Genomic DNA, 18,697 nt, shown 5'->3' with positions numbered 1-18,697 from the left:
CTGATTCGACCCATCGGTCACGACTCGTGTCCTGTCTCCTCGACGACACGGAAGTCGCTACACGAGGAGGTCGTCTAACTCCTCGAGGCTGAACAGCGACCACGAGTCATCGAGATCCTCGGTGAGGCCGTCGACGAACCCGCTCTTCGAGAAGAGCACGAACTCCTCATCCCGAGTGTCCGATCCCCAGCGCACTCGATCGGCTTTCGCTCGAAGGGACTCCACTAACCCATACCCGACAGGCTCACTCGTCCACTTGCATTCAGCGAACAGGATCCGATCGTCGTTCGGGTCGAGGCCGACGATATCGATTTCGTCTTCACCGTACCACCAGCGCCCAACATCCGCGTACGGGCCGAGTTCGTCTTGCCGAATCGCTTCCCACGTTGCCTCTACACACACATCCTCGAACGTCGTCGCGACGTGATCGGGGAGTCCGGGTTCGATCGTTCCGTCCAAGACGATCTGGGGGGCTTCCTCGATACTGGAGCGATTCGGTTCGACGAATCGGAACCAGAAACGGAGGAACTCATCGGCGACGAGATACCGGGAGCGTTTCGACTGCTTCGGCGACGCGGTGACTGGAACCGTTCGATCGAGGAGCCGGAGTCGCCGGAGTGTCTGCAAGTACTTCGACAGTGGGCCGGAATCGATTCCCGTCGCGCCGGAAATCTCGTTCGGTGTCGTGTGGCCCGTCGCGACGGCCTCCAGGATACTCATGTATCGGGCCGGATTGCGGAGTTCGGTGCGTAACAGGAACTCCGGTTCGTTGTAGAGGATCGCCGCTGGCGACAGGATGTGGTCGCGAATGTTCTCCGGGAGTGAGTCCGCGTAGTCGAACAGCGTGAGGTACATCGGCGTCCCACCGGTCACGGCGTACGAGCGAATCGCGTCCGCTAGGTCGTACGCGATGACGTCGCGGGCGTTCCGGAACGAGAACGGCTGCACGTCGAGTTGGCCGGTGCGCCGCCCATAGAGTGGACTCTCGTGACCTAAGACCTCGGGCTCCATCGTACTGATACTGGATCCACAGAGAACGAGCATCGAATCGGTATCCCGAAGATGTTCGTCGACGAACGACTGGATGTACGAGGGGAGCGAGTCGTTCTCGTCGACGAGATACGGGAACTCGTCGATGACGACGATCGTTTGCTCGGTAGCGAGCTGATCTGCGAGATAGTCGAACGCCTCATCCCATCCCTCGATGCGTGGCACGCGGTCGTCGAAGTGAGCCGCGACCTGCTCGACGAACTTCTCACGCTGTCGGTCTTCGGCTTCCTGGGCGGCAAGAAAATAGAGGTGTGGCCGCTCACGGCAGAACTCCTTGAGCAACTCCGTCTTGCCGACGCGGCGGCGGCCATACACGACGTAAAACTCGTGGTCCGGAGACTCGTGTGCCGTGCGGAGTTCCTCGAGTTCCGCGCCACGATTATAGAAGGTCATTATCCAAGTAATCATTATCGAGATAATGGCTTATGCGTTGCGGCGCAACTCCTCAGAGAGGACGACAGGCTGGAGACCATTCACGACCGAACACCGCAACAGACAGATCAGTCCGAAATATGACGCAGGTCAGGCCCTCTTCAGCCCACTCGATCACTCCGACCGTGGCTCGTCACTAGCACTACGGACACTATCGACATCGCACGGCACTCGCTGTCCACGTGAATCGGGCACTCAGGATTGCCCCCATCGCGAGTGCGACCGGCCTCGACCCCGTCGCCGAACAGTCCGAGGAGGATTACGACGACCGGCATCGCGAGTGGAGCGCCGAACTTCCCGACCACGACGATAACTCGGAACGCGACTAGTGCACGCCCGTGGGGACATCGGTGTCGCCGCCGACCCGTTCGGAGAGACGCCGCGCCGTCAGGAACCAGCCGACCCCCGTTCGCCGGGAAGAGGTATCACGACTACCTACGCGACATCACTCGTCTTCGAGGACGTCATAAATCTCGGTATGGCGATGTCCATCCCTCGTGCCGCCAAACAGTTCGACGGACTCGAACACCGCGTTCATCTACAAGCCGACCGTGTCAATATCCGCCAAAACGAGTATCCCGAAATCGCTGTCGAACGCGAAGAGAGATTCGCTACTGCGCTCGTCAGCGAAATCGCCGTCACTCCAGTCGGGAAGACCGACACCACCTCCAGCCCACACAAGCTCAGGATTGACAATCCCCCAAGCCAGAGCGGTATTTGTGGCCCAACAGAACCCATTCACGAACCCCGCAATCAGGTACGCGATCGGTCTGAGTGGCGCACTCGTGATAGCGTTCGTCGCGTATAGCTTTCTCGACGGCACAACGCAGCTCATCGCCTACGCCATCGCGGTCCTGGACTTGCTCGTCACCCCGCAGATCTTGAAGCAAGTGTCCGCCTGAGAACGTACATCACGACCGAGTGGCTCGTCGCCGGGGGAGGTGCGTAGACGACCCGCGAGATGCACGAAGGGAACCTCGCCGACGTCAAGCGCAGTGGAGGTCGACTGGACGTCCCCGAAGGTAGGGAGGGCAACAACCACTACTGCTGTTTCTGTCGTCGGGGGTTCTCCGAGAGCCTGCGCCAGACTCCTGACGAGCGCGACGACCTCTCGCTGGTCACGCCTGCAGATATCGTCGGGCATCGGTGACCCTAGTCGTCGCCATCGGTCCCCGCTGGTCACCCGCTTGGAGTGTTGTTCCCTCACTGCCCAAAAGCGTAGATCAGGCCCGAATGCGGGAGTTCTCCGCCCTTTGACGAGTGAGAAGAAGTCGTCGTCGAAGGTGGCGAGAACCCATTCGTTCTCGGTCGCGTAGTAGAGGTACTCGCAGTCCGGGTCACCGAGTGTGCCTTCGTCGCGTGCTGTTCGAACCGTCCAACCGCGTCGACGGAAGCCGTCGGCGACGGGAGTCCAGACACGCTCGTCACAGGAGACGGGGTTGGCCCTCAGTCGGTCGTCCAATGGTCGTCGAGGCGTTGCGTGATTGCGGTGCGGACGGTCGAGAGCACGTCGAGCGGATGCAGGGACGACAGCGCGAGGTCGACAGCATCCCCGACACCGGGTGGCGGGTGAAAATGGACACGCGTATTGTGGTCGTTCGGATGGCGATCCCAGCGACACTCCCACTCGTTCGCGCCCGATTCGAGGTAGTGGAACGAGAAATCCCGCGTCTCGAACCACCGAACGTCAAGTCGAACGACCTCGACACCTGTCGGCCACCGTGCAGCATCGAAGTGCGCGCGCAGGAGGCGGGGTTCGTACGTGTCCGGGTCGAACCTCGTCGTCTCGATGCGGGCATCTCTCGAGAGGTGGCGTTCGAGGAGGCGGAGTGTCTGTCGGTCGGGTGGCCCCGTCGACTCGCGATCGCCCATTAGGCGTGGACGAGGTGGCCGCCGTGTTGGGCAAGCTGTCGCGCGAGCTCGTGGAGGCGGATATCGCGGATCGTCGCCCGCCAGTCGCTCACCGCGGTCATCCGTTTGTGGGCCGTCTCGTGGTCGCCCGCGAAGACGTCGACACTCGATGGGTCCGTCGTCCCGAATCGGTCCTCGTACGAGTTACGCTCGGCCTCCAGACGCTCAACGCGTTCGACGATCTCCTCGACCGAGAGGTCAGCGGCGATCCGACTCGCCTCCCGAAACTCGAGATAGCCCTCGTCGCGCGCGTAGCGCGCCGGCCGAGCCTCCGTATCCGCGCGAGCGACCCCCATCTCGGCGAGCCGGTCGAGGTGCTTCTTCGCCGCGTTCACCGAACACGACGCGGTGTCCGCGATCGCGTGATAGTCCGTCAACTCCGAGAGTCCGAGGACGACGTCGTACACGCGGTCGAACGTATCCATCCCCTCCGGCCACGACGTCTCAGTACTCGCGGTGTCCGGTGCCGGATCGAACTCGCTCATACGCGACGCTACGAACTGCACACAGATATAGGTTCTCTCCAGCAAATATCTGAGTGAATTGCTGGCGTCAACGTACCATCCGATTAGCAGGTAGCCGGCGATCGGACGTATTCGCGGGTGTTGACCGCACTGGCGTCGCGAGCGACTTGCCTAGTACGTTTGCGGTGGTTGTTCGAGGATGTCGAAGATCTCGCGAGCGCGATACTCCTGTCGGCGGCCGCCCCCGGGAACTTCCTCGAGGACGCCGGCATCTTCGAGCGCGGTGATCGCCCGATAGGCGGTGGATTGCTCGACGTCGAAGCGTTGCATGACGGTCTTCGTCGTGAGGTACGGCTGCTCGAAGAGTGTGCAGGCGAGTCGGTGCTTCGTGTATGCGACACCCCCATACTCTTCCTCGTATGTTCGGCGGAGGTCGTCGAGAGCGAGTGTTCGCTTGACCGATTCGTGTGCTTGTCGGGCGATGCCACGCACGAAGAAGGAGAGCCATGCCTCCCAGTCCCCACGCGTCCGAACGGCATTCATCCGATCGACGTACATCGCCTTATTCCGATTGAAGTACTCACTCAGGTAGAGATTCGGGCGCTCTAGATACCCGTGATCGTAGAGTTGGAGCGTGATGAGGAGGCGACCGAGGCGACCGTTCCCATCGCCATAGGGATGGATCGTCTCGAACTGATAGTGAAAGAGCCCGATATCCACGAGCGGGTGGTAGCGACCGCCCGTCCGGTAGTAGGTGATGAGCGCGTCCATCAATCCACCAACAGCACCCGGTACCGGTGGGAGGAAGTCACCCAGATGATTCGGAATCGTCTTGTATGCACCGATGGTGTCGGTGTCGACGCGAGCGTCGGGGACGCCCGTCAAGAGAGTCTCGTGGAGTTGATGGAGCAATTCAACGGTAATCTCGGCGTCGTCGTCGAGGGCGTCGATCCCGTCGAGTATCGCTGCTTCGTAGTTCAACACTTCTTGGGTATCCTTCGTGTCCGCAAGTGCCCGCTCGTCCGCTGTGGATTCACCGGTCGCGTCGTCGAGTGTTCGCGTTTCGAGACCGTACAGTGCGTTATAGTCGACGTCTGCGCCCTCGATCTCCGCGGACTCCATCGCTTCCTTGCGCAAGAGTGACGTATAGAGCACCGGTGGGAAGTCGAGTTCGCGACTGATGCCACTCAGCTGCCCCAACCAGAACGTCGCGTCAGCGAGCGTCTCGTAGAAGGATGCGTCGAGGTCGAGTGATCGAGACGGAGGAAGTGGGTCGGGCTTGTAGTAGGACTGCCTCCCGTAGGAGACGAGTGTGCCCGGAGCTGAGTCTTCCAGTTCGGTTTCCTGCATGCACGTATCGAAAGGACGCACCGAGGAATTATGAATCTACGGACTACAAACACATAGAAGTCGGCAGTAGATCGGAGTATTATGCATATGGAGTATCTATGTGGGTCAGTGACGTGTCCTCCTCGCCGTCGGCGAAGGCGGTGTCGATTCGGTCGCCAAGACCAGCCATCGAGTCGTCGAGTTCATCGAGGCCACGTTCGACCTCGGCTTCGAGTTCCTCGGCGTCCGCCCCACTGAGGAAGCCAATATGGGTTCGCCAATCGCCGTCGACGTCATCGAGGAGGCGCTCCAGCGTCTCGCTGAAACTCTCGTCGCCGCGCTTGTGCGCCTTGAGGCGGTCGTAGACGTCCTCGCGGAGGCCGATATTCTTCGACGGCAGAGTCTTGTGTTTGTGTATGGGTACGCAAGCAATGTGAACCTTGTTCAGCCGCACTCACGAGTCGCCCGTTCCGGATGTGGGGGCGACGAGCGACGACACGACCCCGAACACCGAACGCCTCGTGCTCGACGTCGCAGAGCAGGCGGCCGTGGCGAACACGATATCTCGATAGCGGCGCCGCCGCGTGCTCCGAGCTCGCCAGCGGGAACGACGCATCGTCGTCGCCGTCGATCAGCCCGGGGAGACGCCGTGCCGTCAGTGACCAGCCGCACCCGTTCGCCGGGGAGCACCACATCGCACTCCCGTGCGGTGACGCGGACGCCGGGCAGGGGCGAGTCGCCGTCCGCGACGACTCGACGGAGAACACGACCAGTACGCGAGGGACGGACAGTACGTTTCGTATGCTTTTCCTGTAATGGTTAGCGGGCGTCCGCGCCCTCGATCGCTCGACGCGTCTCCAGAACGAGGTCCACATCGCCGTCGAGTGCGTACTCTACTGTTGCCCACCACTCAGCCCCTCGTTCTCGTCGTGGCGAGTGGGAAATCCGAGCAGGTCTGAGGAATGGTCCTGAATGCGCTAGAGCATCGATCGGAAGTAGTCTTAACCAACAAACACGGGCCAGCTAGTCCGGCTGTTGGTTAAATCGTCCCCCACACGTGGAAGATCGACATCGCGTCCGGCGATCCCACTGAGGTACTCGACGATGTCTCGGAGTGCCGTATTCAGCAGTATTCGTCGATCCACGCGCACCACGCGTGAAAGTCCTCCGCACCGCACTGGTCCACACTCGAGTAGAACGTCCCGGTCGGGATTTCGCCATGCATCGGCACCGCGACGACACGGATCTCGTCGCCGTGCGGAGCCTCTCAGCGGCACTTCAGGTGGCTCCCGGTGCGGTCGACCGGTACACAGAGAGCGCAGAGTCGAACAAGGGAACCCCCTCCGCTGACGAAGCGAGGTCGGACGTCAGTCGTCCTCACGGAGGTTTGTGACGTCCAGCAGGTCCGTGAGAAGCTGCGTCTCGAAATCGCCATCCGAGACGATGAGTTCGTCACCGGTAGACCGCGCGGTGGCCGCGATGAGGAGATCGCGCGCGGCCACCCGTTCGCCGTTGTCCATCAGCTGGTCTTGCATCCGCCCCGCCTCCAAGGCGATTTGTTCGGTGAGGTCGAGGGAGCGAACGCCACCGAAGTCCTGCCGGACCGCGACAACGTCGGTGGTTCCGGCGCCGACCTCTCCGTTCACAACCTCGAAGACGCAGATGGCGGATGTGAGGTAGGGCTGCCCCCGGCTCTCGACGTACTCAACGACATCGGGCACGCCCTCGAGCATGTCGATGATGACCGAGGAATCGAGGAACGTCACCGCTCGAAGCTCTCCCGAGAGCGCTTCACCGACGCCCGCGCGCGGTCAGCCTTCTCCTCGCTCCACGCCCCAATGTCGATGGGGCTTCTCGCTCTCCACGAGGCGTTCGAGAAGTTCGTCAAACGTCTCATCGTCCCGCTTCAGGCTCTCCAGCTTCCGTTTCGTGTCGTCCGACACCCGGATGGACGTGCTCATATGTATACGGACTGCATACAGCGACAACTAGCTTTCGACGGACCCCCTCAGACGGAGTCCGAGAACCAGTCCGGATCGCCCATGTACTCGGCCCAGCACCACGATGGACCGCCTCTTCCGCGACTCCGAGCTCTACCGCGCGAAATGGGACGACCCACACTACTCCGACGGAAGAGCCTACGGCGACGCGACCATCGAACGCGCCTGCCGCATCACCACCGACGTCTACACGCCCACCGGAGGCGACGCGAGTGAGACGCGCGACGAGACAGACATTGAGCGTCTCGCACGCGACGTCGCGCGCCTCGAACACGCCATCGAGACCACGACCAGCGATCGAGACGGGATTGCCGTATCCGAAGTACTTCTCAACCAGCAGTAGTCCTTCTCGATCTCGACGCTCGTCTACGACGGCGAACGGTCCTCTGCAGGCCCAGGGTATCGAGCCTTTGGAACACGCTTCAGCTCTCGTGGAGTTCGGAGACACGCTCGCTCACCCAATCGAGGATCGTGAAGAGAACCTCGAGTGCGTGTGTCCCGAGTGGAGATTCGATAGCGGTCCCAGCGTTCGGCGGCAGGTGGAAATGGCTTCGGGGCGCGTCCGTCTTCGGATGGCGGTCCCACCGACACTGGTAGTACTCGGTATCGCGCGTCTCGATGTAGTGGACGTAGTAGTCGTCAGTCGTAAACCAATGGAGTTCGAGCCGGACAGCGTCGACGTCCACAGGGTAGGCGTCGGCGTCGAGTTCAATCTCGAGAAATCGAGGTGAGATGGCGGTCGGTTCGAAGGACCACGCCGCAACGAGAGGATGTGTCACTGCGCGGCGACCGAGTGTTCGAAGCGTCGTCGCGTCGAGACGGCCCTGCGGAGTCTGATCATCCCCGTCTGGCGTTGGCGGCATCGAGATCGGGGGTCAGGGAGAGGCGGTGTCGCTGGTGTCTCGGCGTTGTTCAGCGCGGTGGGCGGCCTGCTGGAGGACCTCGATGTCGTGGCGGATACTCCGCCACCGACTCAGCGCGTCCCAGCGGTCGTGGATCGTCTCGTGGTCGACGTCCTCGAACTCGTGGGGAGAGACGGCGTCAGGACTCGGCGCGTCGAACCGCTCTTGGAGCGTGTCGTCTTCCTGGATGAGGTCGTCGATTTGGGCGCGGAGTTCGCTCGGGGTGTAGTCTCGAGCGAGATCCTCGATACGCTTCCAGCGAAAGTACGCCTCGTTGCGGCGATACTCGACAGGGCGGCTCCCGCGTGTCTCGACGATCCCCATCTCGTCGAGCTGCGAGAGTGCATCACGGGCACCGTCCGTCGAACACGACGCCTGCTCCGCAATCTCGCTCACGGTCTCGTAGGTAGAGAGTGTCGTGACGATATCGTAGACACGTTGGAAGGTGGTCCGCTCGTCGGTCCAGCGACTCCGTGCCTCACCATCAACTCCGGACGACGGAGCGGCCCCCGGGGACTCCTCGCTCATATACAGCTATCGTCGCTACTAGACGATATATCTTGTGTATAGACGAGATATATCTAAGGCGAGGGTGTTCGGATTGCTGATTGAGTGGGGCCGCAGATCCGTCGTGCGCTCGGTGTGGCGAACGGCGAGCTCCCAGGCGGTGTGTTATGGAGTGGCGCAGTACTCAACGGACGACAGTCGCGACCGCCGAGCGTTTTTCACTGATCGCGGACGAATCGTTCCGTATGGCTGGCGTCTCCATCCTTCACGACGATGACGAAACCGCGACGCGGGTGCTCCGTGCGCTGCAGCAGACGCTCGCCAGCGGCACCTCGCACGTCCGAAACGACATCATCAGTTCCGTACGTGCCGCTCGACGGCGCGGGGAGGCCGACACCGGCCGCGCGACCTGCCTCGCGATCGATATCGGGGTCGATGGAACGCTCCAGCACGACTACACGCACGTGCGCCCCCTCGACGAGATTTCGTTCGCGGACTTCCACGAACCCGTCATTCTCGTCGTCCCCGTGGAAACCCGCGAGGTCGGCGCCGCGCTCGAAGAAGCCGTCAGAGACGCACGCGCCACGTAGCCACAGTCCAGACCGGGCAGGAAGCTAGCCGTCGATACGCGACGCCCACGCCGAGCACCAGATCAAACAAGACGAGTTCGGACTACGCGGCCCTCCAACCGGGACGCGCGAGCACGACGCGCCCACGGGGCGACGTCGGCGGCGTACTCTCACCGGTCTCACGGGCCATACGAGTATCCCAACCTCGCGATGCCGACTGGGACGCGATGGACGAGTCGACGACGGGCGTCATCGAGTACCTCCAGACCGGCCGCGACGACGACGCGTTTGGGGAGGCGCCGCGCCGTCAGTGACCAGCCTCACTCGTTCGCCAAGGAGCACAACATTGCACTCCTCGACGGTGGCGCGGACGTGGGGCAGGAGCGAGTCGCCGTCCAAGACGGCTCGGTGAGGGGACCGACCAACACTTGAGATGCGGACAGGAGGTTTCGCATGCTCCCTACGGATACAGCAGATGGACAGTACGTTTCGTACGCTTTCGCCGAGACAGGGGTGTGGCTCCCTCAATCGTCTGACGGGTTTCCAGAACGAGTCCACATCGCCGTCGAGTGCGTGCTCGTAGTGTTCCAGTTGATTCCGTCGTTCTCCTCGCGACGAGTGAGGACGCCGAGCATGCAGCCCCAAGAGCGGGTTCTGACTGCGCTAGAGCATCGAGCAGGGGGGTTCTTAACCAACAAATGCAGAACAGGTAGTTCGGCTGTTGATTAAATAGTCCAGTCGGAAGGCGCTATCAATCGCAGATGCACTCGTGGCGGATTCCGGCTAGATTGACAACGTGCGAGTGGACCCGATCTGCGAGCGCGAGCATCGCTCTTGCTCGTTCACGTGTCGCGATTCCATCTTGGTAGTACGTTTGAGCGCGATTTTCCTTCCAGAGGTCGTCCAGTCGCTCTGCGACCTCTTCGCTGATCAATCCGACATCCGCACTACGATTAATCGCCGTCGTATGTGATTGCGGTGGGTTCGCCGGATCTTGGTGGCTCTCGTCGATCAGCCAGAAGAGCAGACTCTTCTCGATAGACGTGAACGCTGCCTCGATCGTCAGCGTGTAGTAACCATCTTCAAGGAGAACGTCGGCACCGGACAAAGACCTGCATGCCTTCCGGAGTTGGACAAAGCTTGCATCGGAGACGTCAAGTCCAGCTTCGGCATCTTGTGATCCATATCGGAAGGCGTCTTCCGCATCGGAGAGTTCTGGCTCGACGTCGTCGAACGTGATCGGCATCAGGAATCATCCTCTTGTCCGTCCGCATACACGGCCCGTTCAATATCAGCGAGCGCATCAGACCGTTCGAGGATGATCCCTTCGTCGAAGATCTCTCCGAGGTCGTGGCCGTGAGACGTGGCCGAGTCAGGTGTCTCAATGAGAACCTCGAATTCGTATCGATCTCCCTCGAACGAGCGGCCCTCTATCGCCCGAGCGGTCTTTGAGCCCACTCGCCGAGCGTATGTCCCATCCCCGTCGATGATGACGAGGAGGTCGATGTCGCTGCTTCGATCCGCAGTGCCGCGTGCGACGCTGCCAAAGAGTACAACCCCCACGATTTCGGTTACGTGATCTCCGGTCCCGACTCGCGTATGTAACTCGTCGAGGAAGGCCTGAATCGGTTCGCGGAACTCCGTTTGTGGGACGGTGAAGAGAGGATCCGATCGTTGGAGGTGATCCTGTTTCATACTGATGTGACTTGGTTTCCCCTCTTCAACGACCAGTACGCCGAGTTGTTCGAGGAGGTCGAGCGACCGAGAGACGGTCGAGACGTCCGCGCCCGTGATCGTCGCCAACTCGCGCTGTGTGAACTGCTCGAATGGGTTGTTTACCAGATGATGGAGAATGTCCTGCATCGCTTGGTAGCGGAACACTCGCTCTTCCGGAAACGGAAAGTTGAGTCTCACACCCGCCTGCTCTTGCATGATGTGCAAATAGTCCCGATCTATGCAAAAGTGTTCCTCCTGGGATGCTCGATAGTACCAAGTCATCGACGTCTACACACCCGCCCAAGGCGACGTGAGTGAAACGCTCCCGCCGAAGGAGACGACGGACACGAAGACAAGCCTGGACACCGACTGTCTCACACGTGACGTCACGGAACAGGCGTGACGAACGCGGTATCTCGACAGTGTCGCCGCGGCGTGCTCCGAGCTCGCCAGCGAGAACCACGCATCGTCGTCGCCATCGATCCGATGGGGGAGACGCTGCGTCGTCCATGCCGCACCCGTTCGCTGAGGCGCACTCCACCCCAGTGACGTGGACGCCGGGCGAGAGCGAGTCACCGTCAGTGGCCGACGAGTGAAGTCGTGAGCTTCCATGCCGCTACTCGTGTGAACGGCCCAGATCTCCTCGCAGACCACGACGACCACCCGTACATCACTTGAGCGACCGTTCGCCCGCTGCACGACAGGAAACGCTCTACGCGGCAGCCACAGCCACACGACGGGCTACCGCTATCCCGCTTACACTGTCGTAACACCCCACGACGCCACAGCGTAACCAGCACAAGAACGAGAATCCGGCACAGACCGCTGCGACGACCGCCGCGGACGAACACACCCACCAGTAGCCGACCCGGGCAGACACCGCGATTCGTTGACGGCGATGAGCGCCGTCGAGTCCTGTGGTTACGGACTCTCTCGTTGGCGCCTTACGACTCCGTAACGGCGCGTTCGGTGACGCCGTCGAGGTACGCCGCCCACCCCTCCTTGTCCGCACGGAGTTGCAGGCGGTCGTGACGCGTCTCCAGCCACAGGAGGTTCCGTTCATCCGCACCGTTCTCGGCGCGGGCGACGCGCTCCTCGCGCGGAACGCGACTCGTCAGTTTGGCGGCGTGCGTCATCACGCGCCGCACCGTATTCGCGTTCACGTCCTCGAGATCCGCGTTTTCCTCGAGGATGGTCCGGACGTCGTGACTGTCGAGGACGAGCTGCTTCGTGACCGGACGCGCGCGACCCCCGAACGCCTCGAAGACGACCGCGGCGCGGCGCTCGTTCGCCGAATAGTCCTCAAGACCGTTCCGGACTGCCGCGACGACGCGCTCGATCGGGAGTTGGTCGGCTTCGGTGCCCGCGAGTAAGTCCGTGGGGTCGACTTCGCGTCGTTCGAGCGCCGCGACGCGCTCGAAGAGCTCGTCCACGTCGTCGCGGATGCTCTTCAGCATCCGGTAGGGGTAGACAGCTTGCTGGCCCTCCAAGCGAGACTCCGGGGCCTCGATGCGGAGTTCCGAGGGGTCGCCCTCGGCGTCGCTCCAGTGGACCGACGCGCGCTTCTCCAGTGTTTCCTCGACGGCGCGAAGCCGCTCACGCAGTTCGGCGTTCACTCGGCGAAGGTCCGCGTTCTCCTCGTGGACGTCGCTCGACGTCGACGGACTGCTCACTGTACCACCCGTGCGGGACGTTCAAGACGTCGCAAGTGTTCGTTGGACATGGCTACCGTGGCGTAGCACGGGAGCCCGCGCGGGCCTGCTGCTGGAACAGCGAGGCCCGCATTCTTCGTGGAGATAGCTCCCGTAGGGGGTAGCACGAGTAGCCAGCACATAATACTTACTGACAGTACTGTCTGCGAAGGTTGGTGTATTGCAAGTGGATTCGGACGATAGAAATAGTGAAACGCCGGGATGCACACGGATAGGCCATGCCTCGCCCGGAACTTGCCTCCTGGATGACGCCGATGGATCGGGACATCCTCGAGCGATTGCTTAACCCGGGCAACGACGAACTCGTTCTCTCCCCGCGAGTCATCGCCGACAACACCGACTGGAAGCGGGGAAGCGTTCGCGAACACCTCATCAGGCTCCGCGAACACGGCCTCGTCGAGTACTACGACGAAGAAGGCGGCATCTACCAGCTCTCAGACCTTGGGCGAAAGTGGCTCCGCGGAGACGTGCCGGCCGACGAGATCGAGGGCTGATCCGGGCGACCGTCTCTCCCACTGAGAGTACATTTCGTATGCTCTCCGTGAGACCAGACCTAGGGTGTCGCGGTTGCTGTGTCGCTCGACTCTGACTCGAACGGCAGTTCGATCACGAGTTCGTCGAACCAGACGACCGGGCGCTTCCGCTGGCCGTCTTCCTCGAAGAAGATGATCCCCAGCTGGGCGAGACGACTGAGTTCCTCGTGGACGTTCTTCACGTCTCGGCCGACGACTCGTGCGGTCTCGTTGATGCTGGATGGTTCTTCCCGGCCGATCGCCTCAATGAGATCGAGGACGCGCGGCGTCAGCGTCCCCATGAGGTCGTCGTAGCTGGTGAACGAGAGCGTCGGTGTGGAATCCACCGCGTCGCCCCGTTCGTGCGCCTTGATCTCGGCAGTGACGTCGTCGTGGAACTCACCGGACGACCGCACGGTCACGACGAGAGTCGATTCACTCTGGAGCTGTTCGCGCTCCATCGGGTGCAGCGGCGCCGTAGTATCGTTCATGTATATCACCGTGTGTGATGGCCTCACTTGACCTCGAACTCGGATTTCGGGATCTCGCTCCAGAACCGTTCCCAGAGTTCGACCATCCCCGGGAACGTGATGATGTCTGGGTTGGGGTCCGGTGCGACGTGCAGTTCGTGCCCTTTGGTGTCCTCGTGCGAGTTGTCGTACCGGCGAATCGTCCCATCGTCGAGCGTTCGGGGTGGGTCTGGCTCCGTCGCGCCGTAGTGGAGCTTGTAGGCCCATCCAGATGGGTACGCGTCACGGTCCGTCCGCATGCAGAACACGCGGACGACGGTCCCGTCGGGGTACTTCTCCACCCTGCGTACCCCGTCGAGGTTATCGCCGGTCAGTGAAGCCATCCTCACCTATTGGTTCGCAGGCCAATTCGTTAAGTCTATTGGTCTATTTACCAACGAATATGCGGTTAATGTAGACGACAGGTCACCTGACCCGCGGAACTCTCGCCGTTCTTTCTAGTCGTCAGTGACCCACGACTGAAGTCGTGGGCTTCCGCGCTTCGATTGTGTGAGATCGGACTGGGACTGATCGAATCGCTAGCCAACCACTGAAGAAGGGCCAGTGGGTTAGAAGACCGGCTCGACGACGAGGTGTTCGACTTTGAGAAAGGGCCTTTTCGCGCGACCACTCGTGTCGAAACCGACGATTCCGTACTTCGCTAGGAGTTTGAGGTCCCGGCTCACGTTCCCCTTATCGCGGTCGAGTTCACGGGCGAGCTCCCGGATGGACTCGACGTCGTGCGCTCGCAGATAGTCGATGAGGCTCATCCGGGGGTCGGTGAGTACCGTCTCGGCGCTGTCGATGCTGAGGACGTGAACGCCGCTGAAGCCGCCCTCAGCGAGGGCGCGGGCCATGCGAGCCCGGAGTTCAGATCGGCCTCTCGTGGTGTCGGTACTCTCGTCGCGTTGAGACCGGCTGGTTGCATCACTCATGGTAGGGTGGACTGGCAGGCCGGGCCAGCTAGCTCTAGAAAGGCATGGGTTGTATGTAAAAACAACGGTTCACAAAGTGACTATACCGTTGGTGAAGCCGAAAGGACATACGTATTAAGGTCTCTCTAGGGGAATGAGTGGCCTTCCAGGCACGTATGGAGCGCAGGGCTTAACTCTGGTCGCCCGAGAATCTGAGGAAACGACGCGGCCTCACAGGACCAGAATGACCCAGAGCGACTTCTACTACGACTACCAGATCGACACGACGTTCCCCGACCCGCTCTTCCTCGGCGTCCGCCTCGACCCCAGCGCGAACGATCCCCAATCGTGGGCGGTCGTCCTCGGCTTCGGACAGGCCGACGGAACGCTCACCGAGATAGCGAAGGTAGACAACAGTCCCCACGAAGCCGGTGACATCCACGTAGACCGCTACTATCGGGAAGACAGTGCGGAACAGAAGGACTTCGACATCGATATTTCGACCTACTACGAGGCCGAGGAGTATCTCCGGGAGAACGCTACCCGATACGCAGCCCTCTTCTTGGAGAACCACCCCGACGACGTCGAGACGACAGAAACGCCCGACCGATAGACCAGACAACACCAGTCTCACCGACACGCCTCACAGAAGAGCATACTCCGTCGTTCGACGGATTCCATATCGAGTGGGTTTTCGTAGACGACGTCACCACAGCTATCGCAGACTCTCGGAACGTCGTGGGAGAGCCACTGCTTGATCGTTTCACCGGAGAGTTCACAGTTGAGGCATCGCGTCGCAATCGGTGAACGTCGAAGCGACTCCGCGTCGAACTCGTGCTGCCGATTCTCGCACGCTTCCACACGAGGATCGCGACCCTCACCGGAATGGACGCGTTCGAACTCTTCACCGCCCGCGATCGCCGGTGCTTGCAGTCTGATGTGATCTCCGCCATGCTGAACGACCGCCGACATCTCCGCGCCATCACCCGAGAGGAGATTCAGCCGCTCAACTTCGAGAATCCGAACCGGTAGTCCCGACTGGTCGAGATACGGCGCGCCCACGAAGTGCTCATCGAGGTACGCCCACGCCTCGTCGTAGTGCTCTCGGAGTTCCTCGAGGACCCCTTCCTCGCGATCATACCGTTGTGCTAACGCTCCCGCTTCGCGCGCGAATCTGATCTTCGCAAACGCGAGCGTCGAGTTCTCGATCTCACTGAGTTGCAGGAGGCGGTGAAGCGCCTCGAGCGTCGGCTCGTCTACCTCAGCCATCTGCCGAACCTCGAGCAGTGTCTGGCGAGCGCGGTCGTACTGACTCGCGTTCGCTAACTCGACCGCATCCGCAACCATCTCGCGTTTGTAGTCTCGCACCTGGGACGTCGACGCGACATGCATGCGAGACGGATGGTGAAGCGTCCCCCGTCGTGATGCCGCCACACGCTGCCGTGTCGCGATTCGATGCTCGGCCTCCCGAAGTACACCGCGAAGCCGTGACAACTGGAGAGAATCCGCGAGCGGTTCGCGGTCGATTCGAACCCGAACCGACTCCTGCTCACGCCACCCCTCGTTCTCCTCGTCGAGTACGTCCCAACAATACGTCTGGAGGACACACCAGTAGAGTTCCTCGTACTCCCGATCACAGATCACGAGCACGACCGGGATCGATGCCCGTAGGCAATCCTCGACCAGATACGGGACGTCGAACGAGTGATAGACCGACTCGCGATTGGCGAAGCCCTCGGAGGCCTTCAGTTGGATGTAGAACGGAGACGGAAGAACCGCGTCACCGTGCGCATCACGGTCGCCCTCACCAAACCCCTCCGTGGGGCGAACCTCGAAATCGAACGCGTAATCCTCGTCCAGCGAATTCACGACCCACTCCGCGAGCGCCATCCGCACCCGGCCTCGCGAATACCGCTCCAACTCGTGATTGCTGTCCTTCCGTTTCGCCATACCGCTACGAACACACTCGACGACCCTCGGTGCTTCGGTGCCTCAAAGTCCCATTCGACCGCGACGGCCATATCCTATCGACGACGCGATCCTCAAGTACGCCTACGACGCCGACGAGGGTCCCCCACAGTGATCGGCCACAATATCGACACCCAGCGCAACGACGCCAGTGAGCGCTACCGAATGCTCGCGACATACGGACTGTTGGCTCAGCACGACGACGGCTACTACTCGCTCAGCGAGCAGGGCGAAGCCTACCTCAACGAAGAACTGGACGCCACAGATCTCACCGAATAGAGTGCCGTTCGTCGATCCAGGGGCAACACGACGTGTCGGAGGGGGGCCGTCGCGACGCCGCGCTCACGATCGTCGATACCGAGGAGAACGCGCTCGCCCTCTCGAACTGGACAACACACGACAGCGCCAAAGAGGGAGGCTACGACCGCAGTCGTGTATCGATGGGGACCCGGTACGTCGCCTTGCGTTCGACCGAGTCACAGTTCTTCGATCTGCATAATCGGCTGTATTCCCCGCAAGACCCTGTCTGGTGGCCTCCCGTGGGTCGAGTATGACGCTCGATGCAGATAGTGGGTCCCCCACCGAATCGCGCGAATACGCCCGGTTCGGGAAGCATCGTCGACAATCGGGGCGGTCGCGACGGCGTCGTGATCGGGGCGATCCTCGAGAGGGATCCGTCATAATCGGCTTCCGTCTATCGGTTTTCTCCTCAAGCGAAGAGCGTGGCGTCGCGACGTCGCGCCCATATCGCCTGGCAGCGCCGTTCGCGGCGTCGAGAGCGCCTCACGAATGACGGCGAAGAACAGATGCGCCGGTTCAGAATCACGCATCCACGGGTCACAGCGGCGTCCTTGCGGGGATTCAGGCCGAGTATGAATATCGCAGGGTCGTTGCCGACTCGCCACCGCGTGCGTCGGGCCGGTCATCGACGCGATTCTCGAGGACATCTGCACCGTCGGTGAGTCCCGCACGTCGGAATACGGGATCACGCTGGCGAGCGCTGCCGAATGCTCGCCACGTGCAGACTCCGTGCGCGACGCACCACGGTCGCGCTATCGGAACGGACACGTAGTGGCGCAGTATACCGAGTGGCAGATGGGCGCGCTCGACCCCGACGCCATCCCGGAGAACGACCGCTTCGAGACACCGCTCACGCTCCGCGTCGTCGCACTCGACCATCCTGACGATGGCCGTCGCGACGCCGAGCTCACGGTCGCCGATACCGATGGGAACACACTCACCCTCTCGATCTGGACGACGCACGAGGTCGACGTCGACTGGCGCGTCGGCCACCGCTATCGACTCAAAAACGTCCGCGCGAAGCAGTGGACGAGTAATGGAGAGACCCACTCTCTGCTGAGTAGTACGCGCAATCTCACCGCCACCGATCTCGGCGCCACCACGGACTCGGCCGTCCACCTCCTCGTCATCGGCGACACGCATATCGGCTATCGACACCGGGAGGCAAAACCCGCGTGGGCACACGATAGCGACGGTCGCGCTGGATTCACGAACGCGCTCTCGCTCGCCCGGAATCTCGACGTCGACGCCGTCGTCCACGCAGGCGACATCTTCGACCACGGCGTCACCCAGGCCGACGCGCTCGAGGCGACGCAGGCGCTCGCGGACCTCCACGCTGACGGCATTCCCTTCCACTACGTCGTCGGCAACCACGACACGAAGACGGGCCTCGCCGAACTCGACGCGTTCACCACCAAGACGGACGTCGATCACCACCTGCATCGCGCTCCCGTACCGCTCAGCAGTGATGACCTCGACGTCGCGCTCTACGGCATCGACCACACCAACGGTCGTCTCGACGACGTCGACCTCGAGGCCACCGTCTCGAGTTACTTCGGCACGAACGTCCTCGTCCTCCACCAAACACCCTCTCCCATCGTCGACGACGACGGAGACCTGCTCTACTCGGACGGCGTCGACGTCCGACCCCTCCTCGACATCGACGGTGCCTCCATCAACCTCGTCGTCACCGGCCATCTCCACGTTCCCGCCCAAGGTATGGTTCGAGGCACCGACGTTCCCGCACTCATCACCGGCCCGACCATCCCGATCAGCACACTTGATCGGAATACGACTCCCTGCGCGTGGCTCGTCACCGTCACCGACGACGGAATCGACATCACACGGTACCCGCTCAACGAATAGCCAGCCCTCTCGACTCACCAGGGCAGCCCTTCGTAG

General features: G+C 61.7%; 22 protein-coding genes and 2 pseudogenes. 7 read left to right on the top strand and 17 right to left on the bottom strand.

Annotation, left to right across the window (positions count from 1 at the left end):
- Positions 1-57: 57 nt before the first annotated feature.
- Positions 58-1,443, bottom strand: a complete 1,386-nt coding sequence (locus IEY12_RS10175; protein WP_188883610.1) for an ATP-binding protein — start codon at positions 1,441-1,443, stop codon at positions 58-60.
- A 221-nt stretch (positions 1,444-1,664) separates the two neighbouring features.
- On the opposite strand from IEY12_RS10175, the gene IEY12_RS10170 reads away from it, so the two are divergent.
- Complete coding sequence (locus tag IEY12_RS10170) at positions 1,665-1,811, top strand: hypothetical protein (RefSeq protein ID WP_188883609.1); 147 nt, start codon at positions 1,665-1,667, stop codon at positions 1,809-1,811.
- Between the two features lie 509 nt (positions 1,812-2,320).
- Here IEY12_RS10170 and IEY12_RS10165 read toward each other — a convergent pair.
- The 7 genes and pseudogenes from IEY12_RS10165 to IEY12_RS10135 form a co-directional block, all read right to left on the bottom strand.
- The gene (locus tag IEY12_RS10165) at positions 2,321-2,944 is read right to left on the bottom strand and encodes a DUF5615 family PIN-like protein (protein WP_188883608.1); all 624 of its coding nucleotides are present in this window, start codon (positions 2,942-2,944) and stop codon (positions 2,321-2,323) included.
- Positions 2,929-3,354 (bottom strand): toxin-antitoxin system TumE family protein, encoded by a 426-nt coding sequence (locus IEY12_RS10160; RefSeq protein ID WP_188883607.1) that lies wholly within the window; start codon positions 3,352-3,354, stop codon positions 2,929-2,931. Before IEY12_RS10160 ends, IEY12_RS10165 begins: the two co-directional genes overlap by 16 nt.
- Positions 3,354-3,878, bottom strand: a complete 525-nt coding sequence (locus IEY12_RS10155) for a DUF7342 family protein (RefSeq protein ID WP_188883606.1) — start codon at positions 3,876-3,878, stop codon at positions 3,354-3,356. Before IEY12_RS10155 ends, IEY12_RS10160 begins: the two co-directional genes overlap by 1 nt.
- Positions 3,879-4,028: 150 nt before the next feature.
- The gene (locus IEY12_RS10150; RefSeq protein WP_188883605.1) at positions 4,029-5,207 is read right to left on the bottom strand and encodes a Fic family protein; all 1,179 of its coding nucleotides are present in this window, start codon (positions 5,205-5,207) and stop codon (positions 4,029-4,031) included.
- Positions 5,208-5,286: 79 nt separating this feature from the next.
- The gene (locus IEY12_RS10145; protein ID WP_188883604.1) at positions 5,287-5,640 is read right to left on the bottom strand and encodes an antitoxin VapB family protein; all 354 of its coding nucleotides are present in this window, start codon (positions 5,638-5,640) and stop codon (positions 5,287-5,289) included.
- Between the two features lie 913 nt (positions 5,641-6,553).
- Positions 6,554-6,952 (bottom strand): PIN domain-containing protein, encoded by a 399-nt coding sequence (locus IEY12_RS10140; protein ID WP_188883603.1) that lies wholly within the window; start codon positions 6,950-6,952, stop codon positions 6,554-6,556.
- Positions 6,949-7,147, bottom strand: a pseudogene (locus IEY12_RS10135) (DUF7557 family protein). The gene IEY12_RS10140 and the pseudogene IEY12_RS10135 overlap by 4 nt, the downstream one beginning before the upstream one ends.
- Before the next feature lie 100 nt (positions 7,148-7,247).
- On the opposite strand from IEY12_RS10135, the pseudogene IEY12_RS10130 reads away from it, so the two are divergent.
- Positions 7,248-7,529 (top strand): annotated as a pseudogene (locus IEY12_RS10130) (phage NrS-1 polymerase family protein); the annotation flags it as partial.
- 79 nt (positions 7,530-7,608) lie between these two features.
- Here the strand turns inward: IEY12_RS10130 and IEY12_RS16080 are convergent.
- Positions 7,609-8,049: a toxin-antitoxin system TumE family protein gene (locus IEY12_RS16080; RefSeq protein WP_188883600.1), complete on the bottom strand. Its 441-nt coding sequence runs from the start codon at positions 8,047-8,049 to the stop codon at positions 7,609-7,611.
- Positions 8,050-8,061: 12 nt separating this feature from the next.
- Positions 8,062-8,616, bottom strand: coding sequence for a DUF7342 family protein (locus IEY12_RS10120; protein ID WP_188883599.1), 555 nt, complete (start codon positions 8,614-8,616; stop codon positions 8,062-8,064).
- Between the two features lie 224 nt (positions 8,617-8,840).
- On the opposite strand from IEY12_RS10120, the gene IEY12_RS10115 reads away from it, so the two are divergent.
- On the top strand, positions 8,841-9,185 hold the full coding sequence (locus IEY12_RS10115; protein ID WP_188883598.1) for a hypothetical protein: 345 nt from the start codon (positions 8,841-8,843) through the stop codon (positions 9,183-9,185).
- 730 nt (positions 9,186-9,915) lie between these two features.
- Here IEY12_RS10115 and IEY12_RS10110 read toward each other — a convergent pair.
- The 3 genes from IEY12_RS10110 to IEY12_RS10100 all read right to left on the bottom strand — a co-directional run bounded on the left by IEY12_RS10110 (position 9,916) and on the right by IEY12_RS10100 (position 12,553).
- A complete protein-coding gene (locus IEY12_RS10110) occupies positions 9,916-10,410 on the bottom strand; it encodes a DUF8154 family protein (protein ID WP_188883597.1) in 495 nt (164 codons plus the stop codon).
- Entirely contained in the window at positions 10,410-11,096 is a 687-nt protein-coding gene (locus IEY12_RS10105; protein WP_188883596.1) for a nucleotidyltransferase domain-containing protein, read from the bottom strand. The genes IEY12_RS10110 and IEY12_RS10105 overlap by 1 nt, the downstream gene beginning before the upstream one ends.
- 728 nt (positions 11,097-11,824) lie before the next feature.
- A complete protein-coding gene (locus tag IEY12_RS10100; protein WP_188883595.1) occupies positions 11,825-12,553 on the bottom strand; it encodes a hypothetical protein in 729 nt (242 codons plus the stop codon).
- A gap of 257 nt (positions 12,554-12,810) precedes the next feature.
- Here IEY12_RS10100 and IEY12_RS10095 point away from each other — a divergent pair, with 257 nt between their 5' ends.
- A complete protein-coding gene (locus tag IEY12_RS10095; RefSeq protein WP_229871167.1) occupies positions 12,811-13,086 on the top strand; it encodes a helix-turn-helix domain-containing protein in 276 nt (91 codons plus the stop codon).
- Positions 13,087-13,145: 59 nt separating this feature from the next.
- Here the strand turns inward: IEY12_RS10095 and IEY12_RS10090 are convergent, their stop codons facing one another.
- The 3 genes from IEY12_RS10090 to IEY12_RS10080 form a co-directional block, all read right to left on the bottom strand.
- On the bottom strand, positions 13,146-13,595 hold the full coding sequence (locus IEY12_RS10090; RefSeq protein ID WP_188883594.1) for an HVO_A0114 family putative DNA-binding protein: 450 nt from the start codon (positions 13,593-13,595) through the stop codon (positions 13,146-13,148).
- A 23-nt stretch (positions 13,596-13,618) separates the two neighbouring features.
- Complete coding sequence (locus IEY12_RS10085) at positions 13,619-13,957, bottom strand: toxin-antitoxin system TumE family protein (RefSeq protein WP_188883593.1); 339 nt, start codon at positions 13,955-13,957, stop codon at positions 13,619-13,621.
- Positions 13,958-14,182: 225 nt separating this feature from the next.
- A complete protein-coding gene (locus IEY12_RS10080) occupies positions 14,183-14,548 on the bottom strand; it encodes an HVO_A0114 family putative DNA-binding protein (RefSeq protein WP_229871165.1) in 366 nt (121 codons plus the stop codon).
- Between the two features lie 133 nt (positions 14,549-14,681).
- Between IEY12_RS10080 and IEY12_RS10075 the strand changes: the two genes are divergently transcribed.
- Positions 14,682-15,140, top strand: coding sequence for a DUF7718 family protein (locus IEY12_RS10075; protein ID WP_188883591.1), 459 nt, complete (start codon positions 14,682-14,684; stop codon positions 15,138-15,140).
- Positions 15,141-15,157: 17 nt separating this feature from the next.
- On the opposite strand, the gene IEY12_RS10070 is transcribed toward IEY12_RS10075, so the two are convergent.
- Entirely contained in the window at positions 15,158-16,477 is a 1,320-nt protein-coding gene (locus IEY12_RS10070) for a DUF4365 domain-containing protein (RefSeq protein WP_268246003.1), read from the bottom strand.
- A 129-nt stretch (positions 16,478-16,606) separates the two neighbouring features.
- Here IEY12_RS10070 and IEY12_RS10065 point away from each other — a divergent pair, with 129 nt between their 5' ends.
- The gene (locus IEY12_RS10065) at positions 16,607-16,774 is read left to right on the top strand and encodes a hypothetical protein (RefSeq protein ID WP_229871163.1); all 168 of its coding nucleotides are present in this window, start codon (positions 16,607-16,609) and stop codon (positions 16,772-16,774) included.
- A 792-nt stretch (positions 16,775-17,566) separates the two neighbouring features.
- Positions 17,567-18,661: a metallophosphoesterase family protein gene (locus IEY12_RS10060; RefSeq protein ID WP_188883589.1), complete on the top strand. Its 1,095-nt coding sequence runs from the start codon at positions 17,567-17,569 to the stop codon at positions 18,659-18,661.
- Positions 18,662-18,697: the final 36 nt, after the last annotated feature.

This window comes from Halarchaeum grantii (assembly GCF_014647455.2).
GTDB classification, from domain to species: Archaea; Halobacteriota; Halobacteria; order Halobacteriales; family Halobacteriaceae; genus Halarchaeum; species Halarchaeum grantii.
The sequence above is the reverse complement of the archived record's forward strand: the minus strand, read 5'-3'. Positions and strand labels throughout refer to the sequence as shown.